The organism is Streptomyces bottropensis ATCC 25435 (assembly GCF_000383595.1).
In the GTDB taxonomy this organism is placed as follows: Bacteria; Actinomycetota; Actinomycetes; order Streptomycetales; family Streptomycetaceae; genus Streptomyces; species Streptomyces bottropensis.
Genome location: NZ_KB911581.1, coordinates 8092117 through 8114316 on the forward strand (window position 1 = coordinate 8092117; position 22200 = coordinate 8114316).

The 22200-nt window shown below is 71.1% G+C and carries 17 protein-coding genes; 7 read left to right on the forward strand and 10 right to left on the reverse strand.

Going from position 1 to position 22200, the window contains the following annotated elements:
• Positions 1–59: 59 nt before the first annotated feature.
• From STRBO_RS0135745 to STRBO_RS0135755, 3 genes are all read left to right on the forward strand, one after another.
• Positions 60–650: a 50S ribosomal protein L25/general stress protein Ctc gene (locus STRBO_RS0135745; protein WP_020115614.1), complete on the forward strand. Its 591-nt coding sequence runs from the start codon at positions 60–62 to the stop codon at positions 648–650.
• A gap of 73 nt (positions 651–723) precedes the next feature.
• On the forward strand, positions 724–1326 hold the full coding sequence (pth, locus tag STRBO_RS0135750; RefSeq protein ID WP_005485807.1) for an aminoacyl-tRNA hydrolase: 603 nt from the start codon (positions 724–726) through the stop codon (positions 1324–1326).
• Positions 1327–1404: 78 nt separating this feature from the next.
• Positions 1405–1938, forward strand: coding sequence for a hypothetical protein (locus STRBO_RS0135755; RefSeq protein WP_005485808.1), 534 nt, complete (start codon positions 1405–1407; stop codon positions 1936–1938).
• Between the two features lie 52 nt (positions 1939–1990).
• On the opposite strand, the gene ppc is transcribed toward STRBO_RS0135755, so the two are convergent.
• Positions 1991–4732, reverse strand: a complete 2742-nt coding sequence (gene ppc, locus STRBO_RS0135760; RefSeq protein WP_005485809.1) for a phosphoenolpyruvate carboxylase — start codon at positions 4730–4732, stop codon at positions 1991–1993.
• A 380-nt stretch (positions 4733–5112) separates the two neighbouring features.
• Between ppc and STRBO_RS0135765 the strand changes: the two genes are divergently transcribed.
• Together STRBO_RS0135765 and STRBO_RS0135770 are read left to right on the forward strand one after the other, a co-directional pair.
• Positions 5113–6147 (forward strand): acyl-CoA desaturase, encoded by a 1035-nt coding sequence (locus STRBO_RS0135765; protein ID WP_028797033.1) that lies wholly within the window; start codon positions 5113–5115, stop codon positions 6145–6147.
• Positions 6144–6821, forward strand: coding sequence for a TetR/AcrR family transcriptional regulator (locus STRBO_RS0135770; RefSeq protein ID WP_020115615.1), 678 nt, complete (start codon positions 6144–6146; stop codon positions 6819–6821). Before STRBO_RS0135765 ends, STRBO_RS0135770 begins: the two co-directional genes overlap by 4 nt.
• Positions 6822–7286: 465 nt before the next feature.
• Here the strand turns inward: STRBO_RS0135770 and STRBO_RS0135775 are convergent, their stop codons facing one another.
• From STRBO_RS0135775 to STRBO_RS0135790, 4 genes are all read right to left on the reverse strand, one after another.
• The gene (locus STRBO_RS0135775) at positions 7287–9380 is read right to left on the reverse strand and encodes a glycosyltransferase family 4 protein (protein ID WP_005485815.1); all 2094 of its coding nucleotides are present in this window, start codon (positions 9378–9380) and stop codon (positions 7287–7289) included.
• A gap of 495 nt (positions 9381–9875) precedes the next feature.
• The gene (locus STRBO_RS0135780) at positions 9876–10742 is read right to left on the reverse strand and encodes a PaaX family transcriptional regulator (RefSeq protein WP_005485817.1); all 867 of its coding nucleotides are present in this window, start codon (positions 10740–10742) and stop codon (positions 9876–9878) included.
• 117 nt (positions 10743–10859) lie between these two features.
• A complete protein-coding gene (locus tag STRBO_RS0135785; protein WP_005485820.1) occupies positions 10860–12221 on the reverse strand; it encodes an MFS transporter in 1362 nt (453 codons plus the stop codon).
• Between the two features lie 147 nt (positions 12222–12368).
• Positions 12369–13202, reverse strand: a complete 834-nt coding sequence (locus STRBO_RS0135790; protein ID WP_005485822.1) for a trans-aconitate 2-methyltransferase — start codon at positions 13200–13202, stop codon at positions 12369–12371.
• Between the two features lie 129 nt (positions 13203–13331).
• Between STRBO_RS0135790 and STRBO_RS0135795 the strand changes: the two genes are divergently transcribed.
• Positions 13332–13829, forward strand: coding sequence for a MarR family winged helix-turn-helix transcriptional regulator (locus STRBO_RS0135795; protein ID WP_005485824.1), 498 nt, complete (start codon positions 13332–13334; stop codon positions 13827–13829).
• Here the strand turns inward: STRBO_RS0135795 and STRBO_RS0135800 are convergent.
• Complete coding sequence (locus tag STRBO_RS0135800) at positions 13788–14570, reverse strand: LuxR C-terminal-related transcriptional regulator (RefSeq protein WP_005485825.1); 783 nt, start codon at positions 14568–14570, stop codon at positions 13788–13790. The genes STRBO_RS0135795 and STRBO_RS0135800 overlap by 42 nt on opposite strands.
• Before the next feature lie 260 nt (positions 14571–14830).
• Between STRBO_RS0135800 and STRBO_RS0135805 the strand changes: the two genes are divergently transcribed.
• Positions 14831–15274 carry a GNAT family N-acetyltransferase gene (locus STRBO_RS0135805; RefSeq protein WP_237547681.1) on the forward strand — a complete coding sequence of 148 codons (444 nt, stop codon included), beginning with the start codon at positions 14831–14833 and terminating at the stop codon, positions 15272–15274.
• A 45-nt stretch (positions 15275–15319) separates the two neighbouring features.
• On the opposite strand, the gene galK is transcribed toward STRBO_RS0135805, so the two are convergent.
• The 4 genes from galK to STRBO_RS0135825 all read right to left on the reverse strand — a co-directional run bounded on the left by galK (position 15320) and on the right by STRBO_RS0135825 (position 22200).
• Entirely contained in the window at positions 15320–16480 is a 1161-nt protein-coding gene (gene galK, locus STRBO_RS0135810) for a galactokinase (protein WP_005485828.1), read from the reverse strand.
• Positions 16481–16580: 100 nt separating this feature from the next.
• On the reverse strand, positions 16581–17543 hold the full coding sequence (galE, locus tag STRBO_RS0135815) for a UDP-glucose 4-epimerase GalE (RefSeq protein WP_005485829.1): 963 nt from the start codon (positions 17541–17543) through the stop codon (positions 16581–16583).
• On the reverse strand, positions 17540–18601 hold the full coding sequence (gene galT, locus STRBO_RS0135820) for a galactose-1-phosphate uridylyltransferase (RefSeq protein WP_005485831.1): 1062 nt from the start codon (positions 18599–18601) through the stop codon (positions 17540–17542). The genes galE and galT overlap by 4 nt, the downstream gene beginning before the upstream one ends.
• A gap of 218 nt (positions 18602–18819) precedes the next feature.
• Positions 18820–22200, reverse strand: coding sequence for a S8 family peptidase (locus STRBO_RS0135825; protein ID WP_005485832.1), 3381 nt, complete (start codon positions 22198–22200; stop codon positions 18820–18822).

The window sequence follows — 22200 nt, forward strand, 5'->3', positions numbered from 1 at the left end:
GTAGCAGGCCGATTGTTTGGCCGGGTGACCACCTTTCCCCCGTTCTACGAGGAGTGAACATGGCCGAGGTCAAGCTCGAAGCCGAGACCCGTACCGAGTTCGGCAAGGGCGCCGCCCGCCGTATCCGTCGTGCCAGCAAGGTTCCCGCCGTGGTCTACGGCCACGGTGCGGACCCCGTGCACATCACGCTGCCGGGCCACGCGCTCCAGCTCGCGCTGCGCACCCCGAACGTCCTGCTCAGCCTGGACATCGACGGCAAGACCCACCTGGCGATCCCGAAGGCCGTGCAGCGCGACGCGATCAAGGGCTTCCTGGACCACGTCGACCTGCTCCTCGTGAAGCGCGGCGAGAAGGTCAACGTCGAGGTCTACGTCCACACCGAGGGCGACCTGGCGCCGGGCGCCTACCTGCTCGAGCACGTGCTGAGCACGCTGACGGTCGAGGCCGAGGCGACGCACATCCCCGAGTCGGTCACCGTCTCCATCGAGGGCCTGGAGGCCGGTGCCTCCATCCTCGCCAAGGACATCCCCCTGCCGAAGGGCACCACGCTGGCGATCGACGAGGACGCGGTCGTCCTTCAGGTCCTGGCCGCGCAGGCGGAGGAGCCGTCGGAGGGCGGCGCCGAGGGCGACGAGGCCGCCGAGGCCTGATCCTCAGCTCTGTCATCGGTTCGTCAGCCGCTGTTCCCTTCGGGGGGCAGCGGCCGGCGCGTATCAAGGAGAGATGCACGTGACGACCGATCCGAGTGCGCCCTGGCTGGTGGCGAGCCTCGGTAATCCCGGGCCCGAGTACGCGGCGAACCGGCACAACGTGGGGTTCATGGTGGCCGATCTGCTGGCCGAGCGGATCGGGGGGAGGTTCAAGCGGGCCGGGAAGGCGCAGGCGCAGGTCGTGGAGGGGCGGATCGGTCCGCCGGGGCCGGCGAACCGTCGGGTGATCCTGGCGAAGCCGATGTCGTTCATGAATCTCTCGGGCGGTCCGGTGACGGCCCTGCGGGATTTCTACAAGGTGCCGGTGGCGAACATCGTCGCGATCCATGACGAGTTGGACATCGACTACGGCGCGCTGCGGCTGAAGTTCGGTGGCGGTGACAACGGTCACAACGGTCTCAAGTCGATGACGAAGGCGATGGGCCCGGACTACCACCGGGTGCGGTTCGGGATCGGCCGCCCGCCGGGCCGGATGCAGGTCGCCGACTTCGTGCTGAAGGACTTTTCCGCCACTGAGCGCAAGGAGTTGGACTATTTCGTGGACCGGGCGGCGGACGCGGTGGAGTGCCTGGTGATCGAGGGGCTGGAGCGGGCGCAGGGGACGTACAACTCCTGAGCCGATCCGGACAAGTACCGATTCGTTCGGTCCTGGGCACCGGCCTGCGGGAGTTGACCGACCGCACGAACATGGCCAATGATCCCCGCCATGCCTGCCACCAAAGCCCCCGCTCACCGCTCGCGGCGCCGTCCGCGCCCGAGCGGCGGTGGTGCGTCGGTCGCGCTGCGGTACGGGCGGCTGGCGACGATGGGCGCGGTCGCGGTGGTGCTCCTGATCGCGGGGGTGTGGGGTTCCTGGGGCTGCGCCCAGCACGTGATGCTGAGCAAGGGGCGCGAGCAGGGCACGATGACGGTGTCCCGGTGCGCCGGTGAGACCTGCTGGGGGCCGTACGAGCCGGCGTCGTCGGGGTCGCGGGCGCGGGACCGGGTCGACATCGAGCGGTCGGTGGCGGTGGAGACGGGTGAGACGTACACCGTCGTCGTGAAGCCGGGCAGCAGCGAGGTCGTACGGACGGGGTCGGCGGGCCTGCTGCATGCCTGGGCGCCGCTCGGTGGGGCCCTGTTGCTCGCGGCGGTGGTCGTGGCGGGCGGGTTGCGGATGGTGCGGTCGGCGTGGGTGCTGGGCGGGCTCGGCCTCGCGCTGATCACGGCGGCGTGGGTGGCGCTCTGACTTTGCGGCGAGCGACCCTCACCGGGCCGCCCGCCGCGAACGAACTCTGATGTCAGCCCGTGTTGCGCAACCCCGCCGCCACCCCGTTGACCGTGAGCAGCAACGCCCGCGCGAGCAGCGGATCGGCCTCCTCCTCCGCGGCGGCAGCCTCCCGCTGGCGCTTGAGGAGGGCGACCTGGAGGTAGGAGATCGGGTCGAGGTAGGCGTCGCGGATGGAGAAGGTCTGCTGCAGGACGGGGTCGGCGTCGAGCAGCTTGTCCTCGCCGGTGATGCGGAGCACCTCGCGGACGGTCAGTTCGTGTTCGGTCCGGATGGTCGCGAAGACGTGCTTGAGGTGGTCGGGGACGAGGGTGTCGACGTAGTGCTGGGCGATCCGCAGGTCGGTCTTGGCCAGCGTCATCTCGACGTTGGACAGGAAGTTGCGGAAGAAGTGCCACTGTTCGTGCATCTCGTCGAGGACGGTGTCCAGGCCCGCTTCGCGCAGTGCCTTCAGGCCGGAGCCGACACCGAACCAGCCGGGCACGATCTGCCGTGACTGGGTCCAGCCGAAGACCCAGGGGATGGCGCGCAGCCCGTCGAGCGAGACGCCCGAGCCGGGGCGGCGGGAGGGCCGCGAGCCCAGGTGCAGGTCGGCGAGCTGGTCGACCGGCGTGGAGGCGAGGAAGTACGTCGGCAGGTCGGGGTCTTCGACGAGCTTGCGGTAGGCGGCGTGGGCGGCGTCGCTGACCAGGTCCATGGCCGCGTCCCAGCGGGCCAGGGCGTCCTCGGACTGGCGGGGGGCCGTGTGCAGGGCGGAGGCCTGGAGGGTGGCGGCGACCGTCAGTTCCAGGTTCTCGCGGGCCAGGGAGGGGACGAGGTACTTGTCGGAGATGACCTCGCCCTGTTCGGTCACCTTGATCTCGCCCTCCAGGGTGCCCCAGGGCTGGGCGAGGATCGCGTCGTGCGAGGGGCCGCCGCCGCGGCCGACGGTGCCGCCGCGGCCGTGGAAGAGGCGCAGGCGTACGCCGTAGCGGTGGGCGACGTCGCGCAGGCGGCGCTGGGCGCGGTGGATCTCCCACTGCGACGTCGTGATGCCGCCGAACTTGGAGGAGTCGGAGTAGCCGAGCATGACCTCCTGGACGTCTCCGCGCAGGGCGACGAGCCGCCGGTAGGAGGGGTCGGCGAGCATCTCTTCGAGGATGGTGTCGGCGGCCTTGAGTTCGTCGGTGGTCTCCAGCAGCGGGACGATGCCGATCCTGGCCCAGCCGGCGTGGAGGTCGATGAGGCCGGCCTCGCGGGCGAGGACGGTGGCGGCGAAGACGTCGTCGGCGCCCTGGCACATCGAGATGATGTACGACTCGATGACCTCGGAGCCGAAGACGGCCAGTGCCTTCTTGACGGTCTCGAACACGCCGAGGGTCTTGACGCCGGCGGCGTCCAGCGGTGCGGGGGTGGGGGCCAGGGGCCGCCTCGACCTGAGTTCGCGGGCGAGGAGCTTGTGGCGGTACTCGCGGGGCATGTCCTCGTAGCGCCAGGACTCCTCGCCGAGCCGGTCGAAGAGCTGGCCGAGGGCGTGGTGGTGGGCGTCGGCGTGCTCGCGGACGTCCATGGTGGCGAGCTGGAGGCCGAAGGCGGAGAGGGTGCGGATGGTGCGGTTCATCCGGCCGTCGGCGAAGAGGCCGCCGCGGTGTTCGCGCAGCGAGGTCTGGATGAGGGTGAGGTCGCGCAGGAGTTCGGCGGTGCCGAGGTAGTCGCGGCCGTCCTCGTGCGGGATGCCCTGGGCGAGGCGCTGCTTGGTGTTCTCCAGCTTCTGCCGGATGCAGGTGGCCTTGAGCCGGTAGGGCTCCTCGGCGTTGAGGCGCTTGTAGCGGGGGCTGATCTCGGGGAGGGCTTCGAGGTCGGCCCGGAGGGAGGTCAGCAGTTCCTCGGTCGCGCCGGTGTAGCGGATGGAGTTGGAGAGGAAGCCGCGCAGTTCGTCGATGAGTTCGAGGGCGTCGTTGATGCCGTGCTCGTGCTGGAGGATGAGGACGTCCCAGGTCACCTGGGGGGTGACGTTGGGGTTGCCGTCGCGGTCGCCGCCGATCCAGGTGCCGAAGGTGAGGGGGCGGGTGGCGTCGGGGATGGTCACGCCGACGCGCTCCAGCTCGGCCGTGAGGTCCTCCAGGACGTCGCCGACGGCGCCCGCGTGCAGTTCGTCCAGGTAGTAGATGGCGTTGCGGGCCTCGTCGGCGGGCTCGGGGCGTACGACGCGCAGCTCGTCCGTCTGCCAGACGAGGTCGATGTTCTCGGCCAGTCGGGTGTCGTGGCGGCGGCGGTCGGAGTCGATGACGGGGGTTTCCAGCAGCGCGGCGATGCGCCGGAGCTTGTTGAGCACGGACCGGCGGGCGGCCTCGGTGGGGTGGGCGGTGAAGACGGGGCGGACGTTGAGGTTCCCGACCGTCTCGCGCAGGTGTTCGGGGTCGGCGTCCTTCAGGCGATCGGCCGTACGGGCGAGCAGTCCGCCCTCGGCGGCACGGCGTGCCCTCAGTTCCCGGCCGCGGTGCACCTGTTCGGTGACGTTGGCCAGGTGGAAGTAGGTGGAGAAGGCGCGGACGAGCTTGGCGGCGGTCTCCAGCTCGGTGCCGCGCAGCAGGTCGGCGGCGGCTTCCCCGTCCTCGCGGGTCAGGCGGCGGACGCGCTCGACCAGCTCCAGGAGTTCGGGGCCCTCCTGCCGTACGAGGGTCTCGCCCAGCAGATCGCCCAGACGCCGGATGTCGGCGCGCAGCTCGGCGTTGACCGTCGTGACGGTGTGGCCATGGTCGTCGGCACTGCTCACAGGTGCGGCTCCTTGCAGTGTTGAAGCTCGTCCGGAGGGGAACCCGGGCGGGGCCCGGTGGCCGGCGGCGCTTGCGGGCCTGGCGTCCGGGCGGGAATCGGAGCGGACCGCGCTGTCCGACCGAGTCCAGGATAGGCGTCCACCTGGGCGCCCCCGGCGACAGGTGCCACTTTTGCGGCACTGAGTGCCACCTGTCCAGTGAGCTCGTCCGTTACACCTGGACGCGCAGAGAGGTGCGCTCTTGCCGCCCGGCACCGCGCTGCCATACTTACGATGCCGTAGGTTACGGAACCGTAGGGACAGCCGTCAGGTCGCCCTCGCACGCTGTCGCCGCAGGCACTTCCCCCCTCTCTCCACCCTCGACCCCCCAGGGGACGCCCATGAGCACAAGGTCCGATGTGATCGACGACGCCCCGAACGCCCACGGTTCGCCAGGTTCCCCGGCGGCCGGATCGCCCGCGCCGTCGGCCACGCTGGGCGGCGAACAGAAGCGTTCGATCGAGCAGATCACGCTGCTCCTCTTCATCATCGTCCCCTTCCTCGCGGTGCTCGCCGCGGTGCCGCTGGCCTGGAACTTCGGGGGCGTGAGCTGGCTGGACCTCGGCCTGCTGGTGTTCTTCTACTACCTGGGGTGCCACGGCATCACGATCGGCTTCCACCGGCACTTCACCCACGGTGCGTTCAAGGCCAGACGCCCGCTGAAGATCGCGCTGGCGATCGCCGGCTCGATGGCCGTCGAGGGACCGCTGGTGCGCTGGGTGGCCGACCACCGCAAGCATCACAAGTTCTCCGACGCCGAGGGCGACCCCCACTCGCCGTGGCGCTTCGGCGAGACGCTGCCCGCGCTGCTGAAGGGCCTGTGGTGGGCCCACATCGGCTGGATGTTCGACGAGGAGCAGACGCCGCAGGAGAAGTACGCCCCCGATCTGATCAAGGACCCGACGCTCCGCGCGATCTCCCGCCAGTTCATCTACTGGGCGATGCTCTCCCTCGCCCTGCCGCCCCTGATCGGCGGTCTGGTGACAATGTCCTGGTGGGGCGCGTTCACGGCGTTCTTCTGGGGCTCGCTCGTCCGGGTGGCGCTGCTGCACCACGTGACCTGGTCGATCAACTCGATCTGCCACGCGGTCGGCAAGCGCCCCTTCAAGTCCCGCGACCGCTCGGGCAACGTGTGGTGGCTGGCGATCCTTTCGTGCGGCGAGTCCTGGCACAACCTCCACCACGCCGATCCCACCTCCGCGCGGCACGGTGTGGAGCGCGGGCAGCTGGACTCCTCCGCGCGGCTGATCCGCTGGTTCGAGGCGTTCGGCTGGGCGTACGACGTCCGCTGGCCGTCACGCTCGCGTATCGATTCCAGGCGCAAGACGGGTGAGGACGGCTCCGAGCACCGGAAGGCGTCCGCCGAGGCGGCATGATTGACGCCGTGGCGACCGACTCCAGCAGCACCCCGAGCAACGAGAAGCCGCGGCGTGTGCGCCGCACCCGGATGACGGGCGCCGAGCGCCGGGCGCAGTTGCTGGAGGTCGGCCGGGCCCTGTTCGCCGCGAAGGGCTTCGAGGCGACGTCGGTGGAGGAGATCGCGGCGAAGGCCGGGGTGTCCAAGCCGGTGGTGTACGAGCACTTCGGCGGCAAGGAGGGCCTGTACGCGGTGGTGGTGGACCGTGAGATGAGCCGGCTGCTGGACATGGTGACCAGCTCCCTGACGGCGGGTCACCCCCGGGAGCTGCTGGAGCAGGCCGCGTTCGCGCTTCTGGACTTCATCGAGGAGTACACGGACGGTTTCCGCATCCTGGTCCGTGACTCGCCCATCCCCCAGTCCACGGGTTCCTTCGCGTCCCTGATCTCCGACATCGCCACGCAGGTGGAGGACATTCTCGGCCGCGAGTTCAAGAGCCGCGGTTTCGACCCGAAGCTCGCGCCGCTGTACGCGCAGGCGCTGGTCGGCATGGTCGCCCTGACCGGGCAGTGGTGGCTGGACGTCCGGCGCCCGAAGAAGGCGGAGGTGGCCGCGCATCTGGTGAACCTCGCGTGGCACGGCCTGGACGGCATCAACCAGAAGCCGCGGCTGATCGGACACCGCAAGAGTTGAGCGGGGCGGGGGGCGTTCTCGGGTGCGGGTGAGCGGGGGCTGGTCGCGCAGTTCCCCGCGCCCCTGAAAACACGGGCTGCGCCCATCGCCCACAGATCCGCGAGCCCGGGTCCGCCGGCGGGCGCGCGTCCGGTGGGGCTTCTCGCGCCGTTCCCCGCGCCCCTGAAAGACCGGGCCTCCGCCAGTCTGAAAGGCCGGGCCATCGCGGGCCTGGAGCACTCGGGCTGCGCCCATCGCCCACAGATCCGCGAGCCCGGGTCCGCCGGCGGGCGCGCGTCCGGTGGGGCTTCTCGCGCCGTTCCCCGCGCCCCTGAAAGACCGGGCGGCCCCCGGGGGCCCGAAAAGCACGGGGCGCAGCCCCTGCTTTTCAGGGGCGCGGGGAACTGCGCGGCCAGCCCCCACTCACCCGCAGCCGACAACAACCCCCGACCCTCGACCCCCGAGCCCTTACGACGAAGGGGCGCCTCAGCCGTCCTCGCCCGCATCCTTCGCACTGAGCGCCAGCTCGTTGTTTACCGTGAAATACGGCCGCACCCGAGTCCGCCCCCGCTCACCGTGCTCGAACACCCGCCCGGGCACCAGATCCGTCTTCCGCCGCTCCACCACGTCCCCGCCGATCCGCCCCACCGGCACACCCTCCACCCGTAGATCCCACAGATCGTGCTCGACCGCGCGCCGGGTCATGATCTCGCCGTACGGAACGGTGAACCGCACCCCCCGCTCCCCCACCGCCCGCGCGGCCACGGCGAAGTCGTACGCGGTGTCGGTCCGGGAGACGACCCGTACCTCCGCCCCCTGCGGCACCCGCACCCGATCGGCGGCCCCGTACAGCGTCGCGGTCACCGTCACCGACTCCTCGCTCACCTCCACGGTGTCGATCTCCGCGTGGGCCGGCCGCAGCCACGTCCGCAGCGCGAGGAACCCGTCGGCGGTCGGGTACGGGATCCACGCCCCCACGCCGTCCCGGTCGACACGGGGAGGACGCCCGACGAGCGCGGCCTGCTCGACCGTCCGCGCGGTCAGCCGCACCCGCTTGTCCGTGCCGCGCGGCACGACATAGCAGTCCCAGCGGCCCTCGGCGAGGCTGTGCTCGGTGGGGCGCAGGACCGCCTGCACCACGGTGTCCGTCGCGCCGGCACTCGGCGGGACCGGCAGGACCGGCACAGCGATCTGCCGCTTGTCGGGGTCGCGGCGCAGCCGGGCGACGAAGTCGAGGGGCCCGGCGGGCAGCTCGGCCGGGTCGAGGCGGACGACGAACCCGCCGTCGGCGGTGGCGCGGGCGTGCGCCCCGACGGGCGCGGGAGCGCTCTCCTCCGCCACGGCGGCGGGGACGGCCTGCGCGGGACGCGACCGGACCGCCCGGGCGGCGCGTCGCGCCCACCGGGCCGCGCCGGCCCAGCGGCGGCGCCGGGCCCCGGCCAGTTCCTCGAAGAGGTTCTCGTAGCGGCGGGCGATCGCGGTCGGCGCGTACACGTCGGCCTTGTCGAGTGCCTTCTTGCCGAGCCGTTCGCGCAGGGCCTCGTCGGTGACGACGCGGTTCAGGGCGTCGGCGTAGGCGTCGACGTCCCCGTCGAGCGGGACGAGGAGGCCGTCCTCCCCGTCGGTGATGATCTCGCCGGGACCGTGCGGGCAGTCGGTGGCGACGACGGGCACCCCGCAGTGCATGGCCTCGACGATGGTCATGCCGAAGGACTCCATGTCGGAGGAGACGGCGGCGACGGCACCCTTGGCCCACTCGGTCTCGATCGGTGAGACCGCGCCCATGAGGAAGGCCCGGTCGTGCAGCCCGAGCCGGTCGATCTGCTCCCGCAGGTTCTCCTTCTGCGGGCCTCGCCCGTAGATCCGCAGGGTCCAGCCGGGATGTTGGGCGGCCACCTTGGCGAAGGCGTCCACCAGCCGGTCGTACCGCTTGATGGGGATGAGCCGGCCGGCGGCGACGATGACCTGGGAGTCGAGGGTGGAGCGTGCGACGGCGGAGGCCCGGACGCCGTTGGGTACGCACACGACGGTGGTGTCGACGTGAGGCAGGGCGGCGCGGTACTGGGCGGCGTCGGCCTCGGAGACGGTGACGTAGGCGTCGAGTCCGGTGATGGCTTTCAGCTGGTCGGTCCGCAGCGGTTCGTGGTACTGGTCGAGGCTCAAATGCTCCTGTCCGACGCGGAGGTAGCGGCGGCGGCCGTCGCGGGCGAGGTAGCCGTTGAGGTCCGGGCGGGTGGCGATGACCACGTCGGCGTCGGTGCGGGCGAGGAAGCCGCCGACGCGTTCGTCCTGCAGCGCGGTGTAGGGCAGGTTCCCGGTGGCCCCGCTGTACGGGAACATCGTGCCGGGCCGGGCGGTGAGCGGGTGGTCGCCCTCGAAGCCGGGGGTTCCTTCCCGCAGGTCGATCAGCGAGGTCAGGCGGACGCGCGGGTCGAACGGGAGTGCCGGTTCGGCGCGGGAGCGGTGGACGCTGACCACCTCGACGTCGTGGCGGTCGGCCAACGCGGCCGACAGGTTGGTCGTCGAGCGGATGGTGCCGCCGATACCGAAGGCGTTGTTGATCAGAAAAGCGATCTTCATAGGTGTTTCCCCTGGAACCCGCGCCCCTGGCGGTCAGGTCAGGAAGTGCGTGCGGGCACGGCTGTCACATGGCCGGCGATCGACGAATGAACGAAAGATCGAATGACGAAATGAAGGAACGGGAAAATGAACGGCTGAACAGTGAATAGATGTACGAATGGGCGCAGCGGAAAGCGACCGATCGGGAAATTCGCGAAAGGACGCGCACGCGGGCACACGGCCCGGAAGCGCATCACGCGATGAAGTTCCCGTCGGACGGCGAAAAGCCTATGCGGCGCGCGCCACGAACCCCGTCAAACGCGCCGAATGGCTCAACAGATCCTCACTGGCCCCAGATCCCCTGGTCGCGGCCCCAGCCCCCGCGGTGCCGGTCAAACACGCGGAAGGCAACAAAAAAAGTGAACCGAGAATATATCCATCAGAATGAAAAACCCAAGAACAAGCTCGGCCGCTCTCGCACCGGGGGCATCGAGTGCGAAATTCCAGACTCCGTCCTTATGACGGACTTTCGATCGGAGCGGGCCGCAGCGGAGTCGTCTGCAGCACGTCCGCCGCCATGCGTGCGGCCGGGCCCGCCGTCTGTGCGGCGATGCGCCGGAACGTGTCCTGGGCCTGTCGCGCGGGCCATTCGGCGGGCAGATGCCGCACGGGCAGGCGCGGGTCGGTACGGATGATGCGCAGCCATTCGGCGACGAGCCGCAGCCGGGTGGCGATCGGGTCGGCGGCGGCGAGGTCGGCGGTGGTCCAGTGCTTGTCGAAGGCGACGTAGCGCGCGGCCAGGGTCTCCAGGTCCCAGCTCTCGCGGATCATCAGCCCGACGTCGGTGAACGGGTCGGCCTGCGCGTGGAACACCTTCACGTGGGCGTCCAGGCCCAGTTCGGAGACGGTCGCCCGCACGTCCACCCGGCCCGGCGCGATCCACAGTCCGCTGTAGAGGGCGCCGAAGCCGGACCAGGTGAGCCGGGAGCGCAGATCGTGCCGTTGGCGCTGCCAGGACTCGGGGAGGGAGAAGCCGAGGAGGGTCCAGGTGCCGTCCCAGTCCTCGTTCACCGCGCCGTCGCGCCAGATGCGCTGTCCGCCGTCCCGCAGGATGTCCCCGGCGTGCGGGGTGAGCCCGAAGAACATCCGCCGGCCCTCGCGCTGGCGCCGCAGCAGGCCGCGGTTCACCATCCGCGTCAGCGTCGACCGCACGGCCTGTTCGCCCGTGCCGACCCGCCCGAGCACGTCGATGATGCTCCCCGAGTACACCCCGAGGTCGCCTTCACCCAGGTCCAGCACGTGGTTACCGAAAAAGGAGAGCACCAACGACTGCGGCCGCAACTGCGCGCCGACGACATCGACATCCAGGATCTCGTCCTCCACAGCGGCAAGGGTACGGGGGCCGCGCGGGCCTGGTCAGGTGTGTGCCGCTCGTGCCCGGTCGAGGGCCGGGCCCGGTGCGATCGGCTCTCCCGACCGGGCCCCGCGCAGGACCGCTCCCTACGAGGCGACCCCCTCCTTGGCCGCACCCTCCCGGACGGACACGTCGCCGAGAGAGTCCCGGTGGGTCTCGCGGACGAACCACACCGTGACGGCGGTGATCGCCGCGCCCCCGCAGATCAGCAGTGAGATCGGCGTGCTCGACCCCCCGTTGGCGGCCACCAGGCTCCCCGCGATCATCGGCGAGAACCCGGCACCGATCAGGGTGGCGAGCTGGTATCCGAGGGACGCCCCGGTGTAGCGCACCTTGGTCCCGAACATCTCGGTGAGCAGCGCCCCCAGCGGCCCGTACATCACGGACTGGGCGAAGCCGTGGCCGAGGACGACCGCGAGGATCAGCAGGCCCGGTGACTTGGAGTCCACCAGCGCGAGCACGGGGAAGGCGAGTGCGACGGAGGCGATCGCTCCGGCGAGGACGACCGGGCGGCGGCCGACACGGTCGGAGAGGGCCGAGGCGCACGGCAGGACGACCAGCGCGACGGACGCCGAGACGGTGAGCGCGGTGAGCACCTGCGGCCGGGGATAGCCGATTCCGGTGGCGTACGCGATCAGGTAGCTGGTCAGCAGCGACTGGGCCGTGAACGCGCCGATGCCGACGCACGCGGCCAGTACCAGCGCCCGCGGGCGGCGCAGCACGTCCACGATCGGCAGCCGCGCCTCGGTCCGGTCCTTCTTCACCTGGGCGAAGAGCGGGCTCTCGACGACCTTCAGCCGGACGAAGAGGCCGACACCGAGCAGGACGACGCTGAGCAGGAACGGCACGCGCCAGCCCCACGCGGCGAACTCGTCGCGGGGCATGGCGACGACGAAGGTCACGACGACCGAGGAGAGCAGGGAGCCGAGCGGGGCTCCCATCTGCGTGAAACTGGACCACAGTCCGCGCCGCTTGGCACCGGCGTGCTCGACGACCATGAGCGTGGCCCCGCCCCATTCACCGCCGATGGCGATGCCCTGGAGCACCCGCAGGGTGATCAGGAGGACGGGCGCCCAGACGCCGATGGTGTCGTAGGTGGGCAGCAGGCCGATGAGGAAGCTGGCGCCACCCATCAGGCCCATGGTCAGCAGGAGCATGGACTTGCGGCCGAGCCGGTCGCCGAAGTGCCCGAAGACGATGCCGCCGAGGGGACGGGCGACATAGCCGGCGGCGAACGTGCCGAACGCGGCGATGGTGCCGACGGCCGGGTCGGCGCCCGGGAAGAACAGTTCGCCGAAGACGAGCGCGGCGACCGTCCCGTAGACGAGGAAGTCGTAGAACTCGACGGCCGTACCGAGCAGCCCGGAGAGTGCGACGCGGCGCAACTGCTTGGTCCGCACGGCCTGTTCGGCCTGTTCGGCGGGGGTGGGGAGAGGGGACGGGGGCATGCGGGTCTCCCTGGAGCGATGGGGGGAACGAGGGAGGGAACACCGCGAAGGTAGGCGCGCACCTTCCTGCCGTCAATAATCTGCACAACATCGACATGGGCATCGGCACCCCGCGACGCCCCCGCACCCCCCTCACGTCCCGCCGCCTCAGGCCACCTTGGGGAACCGGTCCGCCTCCGGCTTGCGGCCGACGGCGAAGATGCGGCGGAACGGGAACGGGGTGCCGTGGGCGGTGGGCGGGTAGGCCTCGCGCAGGGCGGCCCGGTACTCGGCGACGAACGGTCCGGCGTCCGGGCCCAGTTCGGTGAGGACCGGCCGCAGCCCCGTCCCCCGCACCCAGTCGAGCACCGGGTCCTCGCCCTGGAGGAGATGGACGTACGTCGTCTCCCAGGCGTCGGCCTCGCAGCCGAGGTCGGCGAGCGCGGCGAGGTAGCCGGCCGGGGTGCGGACGGCGTCGTCGTGCCGGAGGGTCTCGCCGAGCCGGTCCTTCCAGCGGGCGGAGTGGGCGAGTTCGCGCATGAGGCGATGGCTGGGCGAGTCGAAGTTGCCGGGGACCTGGAAGGCGAAGGTGCCGCCGGGGGCGAGGGCGTCGACCCACGCGGGGAAGCGGTCCAGGTGGCCGGGCACCCACTGGAAGGTGGCGTTGCTGACGATCAGGTCGTACGACTCCGGGGGCTCCCAGGTGCGGAGGTCCGCCGCGGTGAAGCCGATGCGGCCGCCGCCCGGCGTGGGCCCCTCGTGGTCGACGCGGGCCCGGTCGAGCATCTCGGGCGAGTTGTCGTACCCGGTGATGCGCGCGGTGGGCCAGCGGTCGGCGAGAAGGCGGGTGACGTTGCCGGGGCCGCAGCCGAGATCGGCGATACGGGGGTGCGCGGCGGGCGGGTCGGGGACATGGGCGAGCAGGTCGACGAAGGCACGGGCGCGGTGGCCGGCGTGCCGCAGGTACTGCTGGGGGTCCCAGGTGGGGCTGGTGGCGGACATGGGGGTACCTCCTCGGGAATCCAGGGCGTCTTCACTCTCCTGGGCAGTTATCTCGAAGTCAAGAGACTTGACACTAACCTTCTTGATCTCAAGAGACTTCACGTCGACACAACCACTACACTGATCGTCATGGAGGACGAGGTCGATCGGCTGGTCGCAGCGTGGCGCCGGGAGCGCCCCGACCTCGACGTGGAGCCGCTGGAAGTACTCAGCCGGGTGAGCAGACTCGCCCGGCACCTGGATCGTGCGCGCCGACTGGCGTTCGCCGAGCACCAGCTGGAGCCGTGGGAGTTCGACGTGCTGACCGCGCTGAGGCGTGCGGGGAACCCGTATCAGCTCTCGCCCGGCCAGCTGCTGACGCAGACGCTGGTGACCTCGGGCACGATGACGAACCGTATCGACCGGCTCACGCAGAAGGGCCTGGTCGAGCGGCTGCCCGACCCCAGTGACCGTCGGGGCGTGCTCGTCCGGCTGACGGACGAGGGCCGGGACCGGGCGGACCAGGCGCTCGCCGGACTCCTCGACCAGGAACGGGCGATCCTGGCCGAGCTGTCCCGCGCCCAGCGGGGCGACCTGGCGGGCCTGCTACGCCAGTTGACCGCCCCGTTCGACAACATCCCCGGCTAGGTCGGCCGGTCCGACACCCGCCCGGCGCGCGAGCGCGACGGCGGCGAGGGTGGAGTGGACGCCCAGCTTGCCGAGGACGTTCTGCATGTGGGTGCGGACGGTGTGCGGGGAGAGGAACAGGCGCTCGGCGACGGCCTTGCGCCCCAGCCCCGCCACCATGCACCGAAGCACTTCGCGCTCACGCGGGGTGAGGGACTCGACGAGCCGCTCACTCTCCGTGCGGTGCTTGCGGGCGGCCGTCAACTCCCGCAGGACGCCCGTGAGCAGCGCGGGCGGCAGATGCGTCTCGTCGCGCAGCACGCCTCGGATGACCGTGAGCAGCCGGGAGAGCGAGCAGTCCTTGGCGACCCACCCGGACGCGCCCGCCTGGAGGGCCAGTGCGGCGCGGCGCGGATCGTCCTTCTCGGCGAGGACGACGGTCCGTACGCTCGGCTGGCCCGACCGCACGCCCGCGACGAGCGATATGCCGTCCACGAGCCCGTCCTCGCCACCGTCCGATACGGCGATGGGCACGGCGGCCGGACGCGCGCCGGCGACGTGGACGTGGGCCCCCAGATCGGCGTCGACCAGGAGCACGTCGAACTTGCGCCCCTCCGCCGCCGCGCGGTCCAGGCAGCGCAGCGCGGCGGGGCCGCTGCCCGCCGCGGACACGTCGACGTCCGGCTCGGCGGCCAGGGCCGCGGCGAGCGACTCGGCGAAGATACGGTGGTCGTCGACGACCAGTACTCGGATGCGAACCACTGAAACCCCCACTGGTCGGGGGACGACCGGCGCGAGTAGGCGCCCGAAGCGTGCCCCGGTGTACACCTGGGACGGGGCGTCGCAGCCGCACGGCCGCCGCCGTGCTGAACCGCTACCCCCACTCCGGGCGTCGTACCCGACTGTCTCGCCCCCTGATCAGCACCGGCCCCCACCGGCGCTGTTCATCAGGGTAAGGCCGGGGGGCAGGAGCGGAAGGTTATTTGCAGAACTGTTTGTCCAGCACGTTTATGGTGTGCCACATGTTTCGTATGGAGACGGAAGTCGACAAGGAACGAAGCCAATTACTACTTTCCCGGCTGCGTGCCAGTAACACCGCCGCCTCGCCGATCCTCCGTGGCCTGCGCGGCACCCCCGGTGAGCGCGAGTCCCCGCTGCAGGTGTGGGCCCTGGACGACTCGGGCGAGGTCGCCGGCGGGCTGGTCGGCCACACCTGGGCGACCTGGCTGCACGTCACCTACCTCTGGGTCGACGAACGCCACCGGGGCGAGGGCCTCGGCTCGCGTCTGATGGCGACGGCCGAACGCATGGCCTCCCGCGACCGTGCCTGCCGCTCCGCCCGCCTGGAGACCTGGGACTTCCAGGCGCCGGAGTTCTACAAGCGGCTCGGCTACGAGGTGGTGTGCGTGATCCCCGACTATCCGCCGGGGATCACCGAGTACACGCTGACGAAGAGGATCGGCTGACGGCCGGGGCGGGCCCGGGGCCGAGGTCCGCCGGGGTGCGCGGGGTCAGCAGACCCGTCGCGCTCCCGCGGAAGGCACCGCCACGAAGACCCGGGGGGCCGCGAAGCCGGCCGCGGCGAAGGCATCCTCGACGGCCTTGGTGACCGCGGCCGCGTCGGTCTCGTCGACGAGGACGATCGCGGAGCCGCCGAAGCCGCCGCCCGTCATGCGGGCCCCGAGGGCGCCGGAGGACAGGGCGGTGTCGACGACGAGGTCCAGTTCGGGGCAGGAGATGCGGAAGTCGTCGCGCAGCGAGGCGTGGCCCTCGACGAGGACGGGGCCGATCGCCCGGGTCCGACCCGACTCCAGCAGGGAGACCACGCGTTCGACGCGCTGGTCCTCGGTGACCACATGGCGGACCAGGCGGCGGACCTCCTCCTCGTCGCCGAGGCGGTCCAGGGCCGCGTCCAGCTCGTCGTAGGCGACGTCCCGCAGCGCGTCGACGCCGAGCAGGGCCGCGCCCTTCTCGCAGCCGGCGCGGCGCTTGCCGTACTCGCCCTCGCTGTGGGAGTGCTTGACCTGGGTGTCGACGACGAGGAGCTGCATGCCCTCGGCGGCCAGGTCGAAGGGGATCTGCCGCTGGGAGAGGTCGCGGGTGTCGAGGAACAGGGCGTGGCCGCTCTCGCAGCAGGCGGAGGCCGTCTGGTCCATGATCCCGGTCGGGGCGCCGACGTAGACGTTCTCCGCGCGCTGGCACAGGCGGGCCAGCTGCCAGCCCTTGAGGCCGAGGTCGTAGAGGTCGTTGAGGGCGAGGGCGACGACCACTTCGAGGGCGGCGGAGGAGGACAGGCCCGCGCCCGTCGGGACCGTCGAGGTGAGGTGGACGTCGGCGCCGGTGACGGCCGTGTGGCCGGCCTCGCGCAGGGCCCAGACGACACCGGAGGGGTACGCGGTCCAGCCGCGGTCGGCCTCGGGGGTGAGCCCGTCCAGGGTCAGCTCGACCACGCCGCCCTCGATGTCGTCGGAGTGCAGGCGCAGGAGCCCGTCCGTGCGCCGGGACACCGCCGCGATCGTGGTGTGCGGGAGGGCGAAGGGCATGACGAAGCCGTCGTTGTAGTCGGTGTGCTCGCCGATGAGGTTCACCCGGCCCGGCGCCGCCCACACTCCCTCCGGCTCCGCCCCGTACAGCTCCTCGAACCGCTCGGCGACGACGACAGCCTCGCTCATCCCCTGACCCTGACCTTTCCGTACTTGACCGACGTCCTGGCTCGACCGTGCGAACGGCCGCGCCGGCACACTACTTGGCGCCCGTGCGGGCGGGCCCGCCCTACTCGGCGTGCGCCCGCGCGAACTGCCACGCGTCCGCGACGATCTCCGCGAGGTCCGCGCGGGACGGGTTCCAGCCGAGGCGTTCGCGGGCCGTGGCGGCGGAGGCGACCAGGGTCGCCGGGTCGCCGGCGCGGCGCGGGGCGACGACCTCGGGGATCGGGTGGCCGGTGACCCGGCGGACGGTCTCGATCACTTCGCGCACCGAGAAGCCGTTGCCGTTGCCGAGGTTGCAGATGAGGTGCTCGCCGGGGCGCGCGGCGTCCAGCGCCAGCAGGTGGGCGTCGGCGAGGTCGGCGACGTGGATGTAGTCGCGGACGCAGGTGCCGTCGGCGGTCGGGTAGTCGTCGCCGAAGACGGAGATCGCGTCCCGGCGGCCCTGTGCGACCTGGAGCACCAGCGGGATGAGGTGCGACTCGGGGTCGTGGCGCTCGCCGCAGGTGCCGTAGGCGCCGGCGACGTTGAAGTAGCGCAGCGAGACGGCGCCCAGGCCGTGGGCCGCGGCCTCGCCGGTGATCATGTGGTCGACGGCGAGCTTGGAGGCGCCGTAGGGGTTGGTCGGCTTCGTGGGCGCGGACTCGACGATCGGGGTGGTCTCCGGCTCGCCGTAGGTGGCGGCCGTGGAGGAGAAGACCAGCTTGCGCACGCCCGTCTCGCGCATGGCGGCGAGCAGGGCCATGGTGCCGCCGACGTTGTTGTCCCAGTACTTCTCCGGCTTCACGACGGACTCGCCGACCTGGGAGAACGCGGCGAAGTGCAGGACGGCGTCGAAGGAGTCGTCGAGCCACTTGGCGGCGTCGCGGATGTCGCCCTCGACGAAGGACGCGCCGGCGGGCACGCCCTCGCGGAAGCCCGTGGAGAGGTTGTCGAGGACGACGACCTCGTGGCCCGCCTCCAGCAGATGCTGGGCGACCACGCTGCCGACATAGCCCGCGCCACCGGTGACCAGGTACTTGCCGCTCATGAACTCGCTACCTCTCGCAGTCGCTCGGCCGCGCGCTCCGGCGGCACGTCGTTGATGAACACGTTCATGCCGGATTCGGAACCCGCGAGGAACTTCAGCTTGCCGGAGGTGCGTCGGATGGTGAAAAGCTCGAGGTGGAGCGCGAAGTCCTCGCGCTGGACACCCTCGAAGTCCTCCAGCGTGCCGAACGGGGCCTGGTGCCAGGCCGCGATGTACGGCGTCGGAGGCTCACCCTCGCCGAAGATCCGGTCGAAGCGCCTCAAGAGTTCCAGATAGACCTGGGGGAATTCTGTGCGGGCGTCCTCGTCGAGCGCGAGCAGGTCGGGCACGCGGCGCTTGGGGTAGAGGTGGACCTCGTAGGGCCAGTGCGCCGCGAAGGGCACGAAGGCGGCCCAGTGCTCGGTCTCCAGGACCACCCGCTCGCCGGCAAGTTCGCCGCGCAGGACGGTGTCGAAGAGGTTCTCGCCGCCGGTGGCGTCCTTGTGGGCCGCGAGCGAGCGCAGCATCAGCGCGGTGCGGGGGGTGGTGAAGGGATACCCGTAGATCTGTCCGTGCGGGTGCCCCAGCGTCACGCCTATCTCGGCGCCCCGGTTCTCGAAGCAGAACACCTGCTCGACCGAGGGCAGGTGCGACAGCTCCGCCGTGCGGTCGGTCCACGCGTCCAGGACGAGGCGGGCCTGCTCGTCGGTCAGGTCGGCGAACGAGGCGTTGTGGTCCGAGGTGAAGCAGACGACCTCGCAGCGGCCGGAGTCACCGGCGAGCGACGGGAAGCGGTTCTCGAAGACCACGGCGTCGTACGACGAGTCCGGGATCTCGCTGAGCCGGTCGCCCTGGGAGGGGCAGAGCGGACATTCGTTCGCCGGGGGGTGGTAGATGCGGCCCTGCCGGTGCGAGGCGATCGCGACGGAGTCGCCGAGCAGCGGGTCCCGGCGTACCTCCGAAGTGGTGACGGTGCGTTCCAGGGGTCGCTTGTCCACCGCGTCGCGCACCGTGTCGTCGCGCAGGTCGTAGTAGATCAGCTCACGACCGTCGGCCAGCCGGGTCGAGGTCTTCTTCACGCCGGACTCCCCATCCCACCCATCAAACAGAACCAAACACATCAAAGCACAAGTTCCGACGCTCGTCACCATCACAAACAAACAAAGATCACCAGATGTGAACTATTGGCTTCGCCGCCGACCGACCGTCGGCCCTGGCGCGACGCAGTCGGCCTCCACGCGACGCAGTCGGCCCCCGCCGGGGAGACCGGCGGGGGCCGACTGCGTCGTCCGTCGTCCTACTTGGTGGTGCGGTAGGCGCGGTGGATGGTCTGGGTCAGGGTGTTGCCGTCGGCGTCGGTGAGGGTGACACGAAGGGAGACGGGGCCGGGCTTGGCGGGGCTGCGCAGCTTGAGCAGCTTGCCGTTCACGGCGGTGGTCTTCTTCCAGGTCCTTCCGTCGTCGTAGGAGACGGTGAAGGCCAGCTTGCGCAGCGTGCCGACCTTGGTGGCCGCGCCCTGGAGGCCGAAGGGCACGGTGAGGGTCGTACCGGCCTTGGTGGTACTGGCCGTCGACAGCTTGGGCGTGTAGCGGACGACGGTCAGCGGGAGCCGCTCGGCGGTGTCACCGGGGACGTGGGCCGAGGTGAAGGTCCAGGTGGCGGTCGTCCGCGTGCTGACCGCGTACCGCGCCGGAGCGCGGGAGACGTCAACAGCGAGCTTGTACGTGCGCTTGCCCGCGGGAACCGTGTACGCGTCGCCGTTCAGCGCGTCGTTCACGGCGAAGATCTTCTTGCCGTCGGCGTGCAGGGAGCTCCTGGCCTTGGTGTGGGCGGAAGTGCCCAGGTTGCCGACGCCGTCGGAGAACAGCGGGACGTACGCCGTGAAGGTGTCGCCGACGCGTACCGCTTCGGGCCGGTCGAGGACGGCCGCGAGGGGACCCGAGGGGAGGGTCGGGCCGAAGACGCCGGTGTTGAAGCGCTGGATGTGGTCCTTGCCCGCCGCGTACGCCCTGGGGACGGCGGCCTGCGTGCTCTCCCACGTCGGCTCGCCCTCGGCGTCGGGGGCGCCGTACTGGCTGGCCTGGTAGAACCACTTGATTCCGTTGGGCAGCACGTAGTCGGTGCCGGTCAGCGGCAGACGGCCCGCGGTCGAGTGCTGGTTGTAGAAGCCGCCGTACATCAGCGGTGCGGCGGCGATGGTCGTGGTCTTGCCCTTGACGGGCGTACCGACGACGACCTTGACCTTGGTGAGCTGGGCGCGCTTGACGTTCTTGGTGAAGCCGGACAGATCACCCGTGCGGTTCCAGGCCAGCCGGTAGTTGACGGCCTTGTGGGTCCAGATGCCGTGGTACATCGCGGACACCTCGGCGGCCGGCGCCGGGGCACCGAGCTGTCCGACGCGGATGCTGCCGAAAGAGGGGACGTCGTACACAGAGGTGTACGGCTTGTCGTTGACGTCGACGTGGAAGAAGAACATCGCGCCATTGGGCTTGGCCGCGCCGTCCGGCACGGTGATCTTGACGGGCTTCGTCTTCCGGGCGTCCATGACCAGGGTCGTGTCCTTGGTCAGCGCGAACTTCGGGTGCAGCAGCACGGACCCTCCGGTGCCGAGGGTGCGGAGCACGCCTTCCAGGGCGTAACGCCCCTTCGGCAGACGGATGGTGACCTGGCCGTCCTTCTCGTCGGAGGCCTCCGTCCAGATGTCGTTGTCCAGGCCGTAGATACTCGTCGAGGCGTCGCCGAGGGCCTTGCCCTTGAGGTCGAGGTGCTTGATGGTCAGGTCGTACGACTCGACCTCGCGGACCACGCCCAGGGAGGTGCGCGCGGTCGTCGTGCCGTCGGCGGTGGTGGCGGTCAGCGAGCCTCCGAAGCTGCCTTCGGCCGTTCCCACGCGGGTGTCGGTGGTCACGGTGGCGGTCGCCTCACCGCCCGCCGGGACGGTGAGCCGCTGCGGCGAGACGGTGAACAGGCCCTCGGCGGCGGGCTTTGCGTCGTTGCCGTAGGCCTCGGTGGCCAGGTCGAGGGTGACCGGCTCGGTGCCCGCGTTGCGGTAGGTGACGTCCTTGGTCACCGGCTGGTCGTCGGTGTGGGGGTACGCCTGCGTCCCGAAGCCCAGCGCGGTCGGACTGCTGGTGAGCCGCTGGCCGATCGCCCTGGCGACATCCACCCGGCCGGTGCCCTGGATGTACGCGGAGGTGGCGGCGGTCGGCTTCGCCGAGGCGGTGAGGGCGGCCTTGATCTGCCGGCCCGTCCAGTCCGGGTGCCGCTGCGCCAGGATCGCCGCGGCGCCCGCCACATGCGGGGTCGCCATCGACGTACCGCTCATGGAGACGTAGCCGTCGGCGGCGGGGTCGCCCATGAAGCCCTCGGCGGCCTTGGCGGCGACGATGTCCACGCCCGGCGCGGTGACGTCGGGCTTGAGGAAGCCGTCGGCCGTGGGGCCCCGGCTGGAGAACTCGGCGATGGCGTCCCGGCGGTCGACCGCGCCGACGGTGAGCGCGGAGGCCGCGCTGCCGGGGGTGCCGATGGTGCCCTCCCCCGGGCCCTCGTTGCCGGCGGCTATGACGAACAGGGCGCCGGAACTGGCCGACAGGTCGTTGACGGCCTGCTCGACGGGGTCGATGCCGGGGCTGTCGGTACCGCCCAGGCTCATGTTGACGACCTTGGCACCCTGGGCGACGGCCCACTGCATACCGGCGATGACGCCGGAGTCGTCGCCCTCGCCGGAGTCGTCGAGCACCTTGCCGACCAGGAGCCGGGCGCCGGGCGCGACGCCCGCGTACTTCGCGCCCGTGGGGGACGCGGCCCCGGAGCCCGCGATCGTCGAGGCGACGTGCGTGCCGTGGCCCGCACGGTCGACGGTGTCCGCGGCGGCGGAGAAGTTCTTCACCGCGTCGATACGGTCCTTGAGGTCCGGGTGCGTGGCGTCGATGCCGGTGTCGAGGACGGCGACCTCGACGCCCTTGCCGTCGTATCCCGCCGTGTGCGCCGCGGGCGCGCCGATCTGCGGCACGCTCCTGTCCAGGGTCGCCTTCACCTTTCCGTCCAGCCAGATCTTCCTGACCTTCGCGGAGCCGGTGCCGCTGGTGAGGGTCTCCCACAGGTCCGCGCCCTCGGACTTGCGGGCGCGTACGGCGTCGCCGTTGATGCTCGGCAGGTCCCGCCGGACGGTCGCGCCCGAGCCGCGGAACGTGCTCGCCGAGACGGACGCGCCCTTGTCGTAGGTGACGATCAGCGGCAGGTCGGAGCGGCGGGCGTCGTCGTAGCGCGAACTCACCAGTCGCGTCACGTCGAACAGCCGCCGGTCGGCGGTCCCGTTCGCGATCAGCTGTTCGGCATCGCGCGGCAGGACATACGCGTGGCCCGCGGCCTGCTGGACGCGGAAGGCCATCCCCTCGCGGCCCTCGGCGGCCGTCACGCCGGTCACCTTGCCCTCGGCGTCGAGGCTCACCCGGTCGCCGGTGACGAGGGTGACGGTCCTGGCGGGGGCGCCGGTGCCGGTGGAGGGCGCGGCGTTGGCGCTGTCGGGCGTGCTCGCCAGCAGCCCGGCGCCGAGCGCCGCCGCCAGTGCGGCCGCCAGCGGGACGGTGGTGACCGCTCGTTTCCTGCGCTTGTGCGACTTCAACGGAAGCCTTTCGACATGGTTCGTGGCGATGTGCTCGCCGAATCTGGGCAGCAT